The sequence below is a fragment of the Massilia niastensis DSM 21313 genome, from assembly GCF_000382345.1.
In the GTDB taxonomy this organism is placed as follows: domain Bacteria; phylum Pseudomonadota; class Gammaproteobacteria; order Burkholderiales; family Burkholderiaceae_D; genus Telluria; species Telluria niastensis.
Genome location: NZ_KB908146.1, coordinates 21,524 through 27,837, shown reverse-complemented (window position 1 = coordinate 27,837; position 6,314 = coordinate 21,524). Strand labels below are relative to the sequence as shown.

Sequence of the window (6,314 nt, the reverse complement as noted above, 5' to 3'; positions counted from 1 at the left end):
GGCCAACCAGGAGCTGTACCAGAACCTGCTGGACGACGCGGCGGCGGCGCCGGCGCGCAACAGCAAGCGCAAGAAGGTCGTGCATCCGCACGAGATGCCGTGGGAGATGTCGCGCCAGGGCCTGCTCAAGCACCTGCTCAACGAGCAGATGAACACGCGCATGGAAACGGTGGATGCGTACATGCAGATCATCCCGCCGGGCAGCCGCTCGGGCAAGCACCGCCACCTGGCGGAGGAATGCCTGTACGTGGTGGAAGGGCGGGGCTATGACCTGCACCAGGACTGCGACGTCGAGATCACCGACACCTACCACTGGAAGGCGCAGGACGAGGTCAAGCGCTACGAATGGGAGGCGGGCGACGTGATCTACATTCCGCCGAATACCATCCACCAGCATTTCAACGCCGACCCGGACCGCCCGGTGCGGCTGATTTCGGCGATCAACCGGATCTACCAGAAGTTCGGCCTGAACGACCTGGAACAGCTGGAAGACGCGCCCGAGTACCAGCCCGGCCTGGTGCTCACGCCGGAACTGATCCAGCAGTACCTGACCGGGAAGGTGACGGCACCCGCCTGACGATGCCGCCCGGTCCGCCCGCCGTGGACGCGGCTGCGCGCCCCGGACGGGCGGCCTTCGATAACAAAAAGGAGACAACATGACGTGGTCGACATGGATGAAGAAGGCGGGCGCCGCGGCGGCCGTGCTCGCGCTGGGGCTGCCCGCCGCGGCGCAGGATGGCGCGCTGCTGCGCTACGAGGGCGCGGACCGCCACCAGAAGCTGGTGGAGGCGGCAAGGAAGGAAGGAACGTTCACGTTCTATACGACCATCGCGGAAAAGGACATCCCCGCGCTGATCGGTCCCTTCGAGCAGAAGTACGGCGTCAAGGTCCGAATCTGGCGTGCCGGCACCGACAAGGTGCTGCAGCGCACCCTGACCGAGGCCGCAGCCAGGCGCCACGAGGTCGACGCGGTCCATATCGGCACGCCCGAGCTGGAAGCGATGTACCGCGAGAAGATCCTGCAGCCGGTGGTGTCGCCGCATTTCCCGAACCTGATCAAGGGCGCCGTGCCGGCCCACCGCGAGTGGGCCGGCACCCTGCTGTCGGTATGGGTGCAGGCCTATAACACCAACCTGCTGAAGAAGGAAGACCTGCCGAAGACCTACCAGGACCTGCTCGACCCGAAATGGAAGGGCAAGCTGGGGATCGAGGCCAAGGTGCAGGAATGGTACTCGACCGTGGTGACCGACATGGGCGAGGAGAAGGGCGTCAGGCTGTTCAAGGATATCGTCGACCGCAACGGCATCTCGGCGCGCAAGGGCCATTCGCTGCTGAACAACATGGTCATCGCCGGCGAAGTGCCGCTCGCGCTCACCGTCTACAACTACATGCCGCAGTCGGCCAAGGAAAAAGGCGCGCCGATCGACTGGTTCGTGCTGGAGCCCGCGGTCGCGCGCGCGAACGGCATCGCCATCGCGCGCCACGCGCCGCACCCGAACGCGGCGGCCCTGTTCTACGACTACATGCTGTCGCCCGAGGTGCAGAAGCTGTTGGTCAACATGGACTACGTTCCCACCAACACCAAGGTGCCTTCGCCCTTCGGCAAGAAGCTGCGCATCTCGCTGGTCGATCCCGCGATGACGCTGGACCAGATCGACAAGTGGACGAAATCGTATGAGGACGTGGTGACCAAGCGCGGCGGGCAGTGAGGCGGGCCAAGGAGGAGCAATGATGGAAGCGTCGACGACAATACCGGCACCACCAAGGAAATCCTTCGCGGACGTGTGGATGATCACGCTCGGCCATGCCATGACGCACTGGTATCCGGCCACGTTCTTTGTCCTGCTGCCCCTGATCGGCAAGGAACTGGGCCTGAGCTACAGCCAGATCGGCCTGGTCATGACCTGCCAGTATGTCGCCGGCGCGGTGTCCAACGTCCCGGGCGGCATGCTGGCCGATACGATCGGGCGCAAAGGCCTCCTGATGGCGCTGTCGCTGTTCTGGATCGGCTTTCCCTACCTGCTGATCGGCTTCACCCACAGCTATCCCGCGCTGCTGCTGTGCGTGTCGCTGGTCGGGATCGGGAACAACCTGTGGCATCCGACCGCGATCCCGACGCTGGCGCAGCGCTATCCCGAGCGCAAAGGGCTGGTGCTGTCGCTGCACGGCATGGGCGGCAATGCCGGGGACGCGCTGGCGCCGCTGGCGGTCGGCGCCTTGCTGGTCACGTTCAGCTGGCGCGAGATCGTCGTGATGAACGCGGCGCCGGGCGCGCTGATGGCCTGCGCCATCCTCGCCGGCATGGGCTCCTTGCGGCTGGCCGGCAAGCGAAGAACGCAAGGCGGTGCCCATCCGGTCCAGCCCGATGCCGACCGCCAGTCGATGCAGGAGTATGCGCAGGGCTTCAAGGGGCTGCTGAAGAACCGTCTCCTGATCCTGCTCGCCGCCAGCTCGGCGTTCCGGTCCATGACGCAGGCCACGCTGCTGACCTTCCTGCCGGTGTTCCTCGCCTATGAAATGGGCTATTCGCCGCTGTGGGTGGGGGCCTGCATGTTCCTGCTGCAGGCGGCCGGCTTCCTGGCCTCGCCGCTGGCCGGGCACCTGTCCGACCGCATGGGGCGCAAGCGCATCATCATGTCGAGCATGGCGCTCAGCGGCCTGATGATGGCGGGGATGGCGTTCGCGGGACGCTCGCCGGCCTTCATCTTCCTTATCGCCCTGGTCGGCTTCTTCCTGTACGCGATCCGTCCGGTGCTGCAGGCGTGGCTGCTGGACGCGACGCCGAAGAAGATGGGCGGGACCAGCATCGGGATCCTGTTCGGGATGCAGGCGGTGGGGTCGTCCATCGGTCCGGTGGTGGGCGGCGTGCTGGCGGACCGCTACGGCATCATGACCACCTTCTGGTTCCTGGCGGGGGTGATCGTCGTCGCCAACCTGTTCGTTTTCCTGATCCCCGCATCGAACGCCGGCGCCGCGCCATCCGGCGCCCGGGCGTCATGACGGTGCGCATCGTGGGAGAGCTGCTGGCGCTTGTCTCGGCGTGCTGCTTCGCCGCCGCCAACATCACGGTCGCGCGCGGCGCCACGGGGAAGGAACAGGACAACGGCGCCTTCCTGTCGATCCTGATCACCGCCCTCATGGCGGGCGGAGTGTGGATCGCGGCGGGGCAGCGCGGCGGGCCGCAGCCCGGCCCGGCCAGCCTGCTGTGGTTCGCGGCGGCCGGCGTGCTGACGATGTTCATCGGGCGCGTGTTCCTGTTCGCGTCGGTACAGCACCTGGGCGCGGTGCGCGCCTCGGCGGTCAAGCGCCTGAACCCGGTGTTCTCGATCCTGCTCGGGGTGCTGGTGCTGGGCGAGTCGATCGACTCCTTCACGGCGATCGGGATGGTGCTGATCTTTTCCAGTTTCGCGGTGCTGGTGCGGCATTCGCTGCAGGCCGCCGGCGCGGCGCGAGCGGCGCGCGAGGCGCCCCCCGCATCGTGGCAGGACAGGCTGAAGTCGCTGGGATTCTTCTACGGACCGGTGTCGGCGCTGGCATACGCGGTCGGTTACGTCGCCCGCAAGCAGGGACTGACGCTGACACCCGACGCGGCCTTCGGCACCATGGTGGGGGCGCTGGTCGGCGCGCTGGTGTTCGTGATCGCGGCGCGCTTCGTCGACAGCTACCGGACCTCGCTGCGCGCCGCCTTCACCTGCTTCAATCCCTGGCTGCTTGCCGCGGGCGTACTGAGTTCGGCGGGCCAGTTGCTGTACTTCGCGGCGCTCAGCCATACGACGATCTCGCGGGTGGCGCTGGTGTCATCGATGGAGGTGTTCGTCACCATCTTCCTCAGCGTGATCATCCTGCGCAAGACCGAGCAGCTGAACGCCGCCACCCTGCAGGCCGCCGGCCTGGGCGTGGCCGGCACCGTCCTCATCGTGCTGCATTAGGACCCGGGCCGCGGCGGCCCGGGCGCCGTTCAGCCGTTGGCCACCGCCTTCGGGCAGGTGAAGGCGGAAGGGCAGGCCGGCTGGTTCGGGTCGATATACACCTTGCCGTCGGCCGTGTACACCAGGTAGGTCTTCAGCGGAACCATGCACGGCGGGGCGACCACCTCGCCGGTGCGGATGTTGAAGGCGCCGTTATGGAAATCGCATTCCACCACGTCGCCATCGATGTATCCCTCCGAGAGCGAACCGGGGCCGTGCGTGCACAGGTCGTCGGTCACGTAAAACTGGTCGTCGATATTGAAAACCGCAAGCGTGCGCTCGCCGCTCTCCACTTTCACCGCGCTGCCAGGGGCAACTTCCGCGGTCGTGCACAGTTCAACGAAGCGCATTAAATCAAAAGGTTTTGTGTCGGTCATGATGAATCCCGTCGTCAGCACATGATTGGTTTCAGGCGTGTTCCCGCCCCGGCATCGCGCCGCGTCAGCGATTGACACGGCAACGAAATGGATGATATCTTAATTTCACCCAAAGGAACAGCATTCCGTATATCAGAACGAAGAGGAAGGCAGTAACCGTTCTGCATTCGGGCGCTGCATGACAATCACCGACGAAGGAGACTCACATGACAAGACGGGAACAGAACGAACTGCTGATTCAGACAGGGCCGGGCACACCGATGGGCGATTTGTTCCGGCGCTACTGGATCCCCGCGCTGCTGGCCGAGGAATTGCCGGAACCGGACTGCCCGCCGGTGCGGGTGCAGCTGCTGTCGGAACGGATGATCGCTTTCCGCGACAGCTCCGGCAAGCTGGGCCTGATGGACGAGTTCTGCGCCCACCGCGGCGTATCGCTGTGGTTCGGCCGGAACGAGGAAAATGGCCTGCGCTGCCCCTACCATGGCTGGAAATACGATACCAGCGGCCAGTGCGTCGACGTGCCGTCGGAGCCGGTCGAGAGCGGCTACTGCAAGAAGATCAAGCTGAAGTCCTATCCGCTGGTGGAGCGCGGCGGCGTCCTGTGGACCTACATGGGGCCGCCCGAGCTGCAGCCGCCGCTGCCGGAATACGAGTTCGCGATGGTCGGGCCGAAGCATCGCTACATGTCCAAGCGTCTGCAGGAAAGCAACTACCTGCAGGCGATGGAAGGCGGGATCGATTCCAGCCACGTGTCCTTCCTGCACAGCGGCGCGCTGGAGCGCGACCCCCTGTTCAAGGGCGCCAAGGGCAACCAGTACAACCTGCAGGACTTCCAGGTGAAGTTCGAAGTCGTCGAATCGGAAGGCGGCCTCCTGATCGGTGCGCGCCGCAACGCCGAAGAGGGGAACTACTACTGGCGCATCACCCAGTGGGTCATGCCGTGCTTTACCGCCATCCCGCCGCGCGGCGACCATTCGATCCACGGCCACTTCTGGATCCCGATCGACGACGAAAGCTGCTGGGCGTGGAGCTACGACTACCATCCGATGCGCGAACTGACCGACAAGGAGCGCGCGGCCATGATCGACGGCAAGGGCATCCACGTCAAGACCATCCCGGGCACCTACATCCCGATCCAGAACAAGACCAACGACTACCTGATGGACCGTGAAGCGCAGAAGGCGCGCATCAGCTACAGCGGCATCGAGGGCATCGGCATCCAGGATGCCTCGCTGCAGGAGAGCATGGGGCCGATCGCCGACCGCAGCAAGGAGAACCTGGTCTCGACCGACAACGGCATCATCATGGCGCGCCACCGCCTGCGCAAGGCCGCGTTGGCGCTGGCCAAGGGCGTGCAGCCGCCGGGCGTCACGCCGGCGGAACAGCGTGTGCGCTCGGCATCGCTGGTGCTCCCGCCCGACGTCGCGTTCAAGGACGCCGCCAGGGAAGCGCTGATCGCCAGGGAAGGTGTCCCGCTCACCTCCGTATGACCACGAACGGAGTCTGGCAATGGGAACTAGCACCGAAGCCGTGGCGGCGAGCCAAGTCCGCCATCGTATCAAACTGCCGAACTCGCGACGCCGCCTGATCAAGCTGGTGGGCGTCGGCGCCGGCGGCGCCCGGGTGGCCGGCGCCACCGGGGAGCGCGAGCTGCAGGAAGTCAGCGTGGCCATGGCCGACCCCGGCAATGCCGCGGCCATGGTCGCGCTGCTGGAGTCGTTCGCCGAGGCCGACATGGTGGTGGTCGTGGCCTGTGCCGGGGACGATCTCGGGGCGGTGCAGATGATCAGGCAGGCGGCCCGGGTGGCCGGCGTGCTGGTCACCGGGATCTTCCTCCAGCAAGACCATGGGCCTGCCGCGCAGGGCGACCTGGCGATCCTGCGGCCGTCGTGCGACCTGCTGGTGATCGCTTCGGATCCGGACTACGTGGTGGACATGCTGGTGGAGCTGGGCGCATGAACAGGGGCGG

The 6,314-nt window shown here is 66.0% G+C and carries 7 protein-coding genes; 6 read left to right on the top strand and 1 reads right to left on the bottom strand.

From position 1 onward, the window contains the following. The 4 genes from H162_RS0126375 to H162_RS0126360 form a co-directional block, all read left to right on the top strand. Positions 1-577, top strand: a 577-nt coding sequence (locus H162_RS0126375; protein ID WP_020656484.1) for a cupin domain-containing protein, incomplete at its 5' end; no start/stop codon positions are given. A gap of 79 nt (positions 578-656) precedes the next feature. Next, complete coding sequence (locus H162_RS0126370) at positions 657-1,709, top strand: ABC transporter substrate-binding protein (RefSeq protein WP_026355126.1); 1,053 nt, start codon at positions 657-659, stop codon at positions 1,707-1,709. Positions 1,710-1,788: 79 nt separating this feature from the next. Beyond that, positions 1,789-3,000, top strand: coding sequence for an MFS transporter (locus H162_RS0126365; protein WP_020656482.1), 1,212 nt, complete (start codon positions 1,789-1,791; stop codon positions 2,998-3,000). Then, positions 2,997-3,929, top strand: coding sequence for a DMT family transporter (locus tag H162_RS0126360; protein ID WP_020656481.1), 933 nt, complete (start codon positions 2,997-2,999; stop codon positions 3,927-3,929). The genes H162_RS0126365 and H162_RS0126360 overlap by 4 nt, the downstream gene beginning before the upstream one ends. Before the next feature lie 29 nt (positions 3,930-3,958). Here the strand turns inward: H162_RS0126360 and H162_RS32015 are convergent, their stop codons facing one another. Next, positions 3,959-4,345, bottom strand: a complete 387-nt coding sequence (locus tag H162_RS32015) for a non-heme iron oxygenase ferredoxin subunit (protein WP_229452278.1) — start codon at positions 4,343-4,345, stop codon at positions 3,959-3,961. A 206-nt stretch (positions 4,346-4,551) separates the two neighbouring features. Here H162_RS32015 and H162_RS0126350 point away from each other — a divergent pair, with 206 nt between their 5' ends. Then, positions 4,552-5,835: an aromatic ring-hydroxylating dioxygenase subunit alpha gene (locus H162_RS0126350; protein ID WP_026355125.1), complete on the top strand. Its 1,284-nt coding sequence runs from the start codon at positions 4,552-4,554 to the stop codon at positions 5,833-5,835. 19 nt (positions 5,836-5,854) lie between these two features. Then, positions 5,855-6,304 carry a hypothetical protein gene (locus tag H162_RS0126345; protein ID WP_020656478.1) on the top strand — a complete coding sequence of 150 codons (450 nt, stop codon included), beginning with the start codon at positions 5,855-5,857 and terminating at the stop codon, positions 6,302-6,304. Positions 6,305-6,314 lie beyond the last annotated feature (10 nt).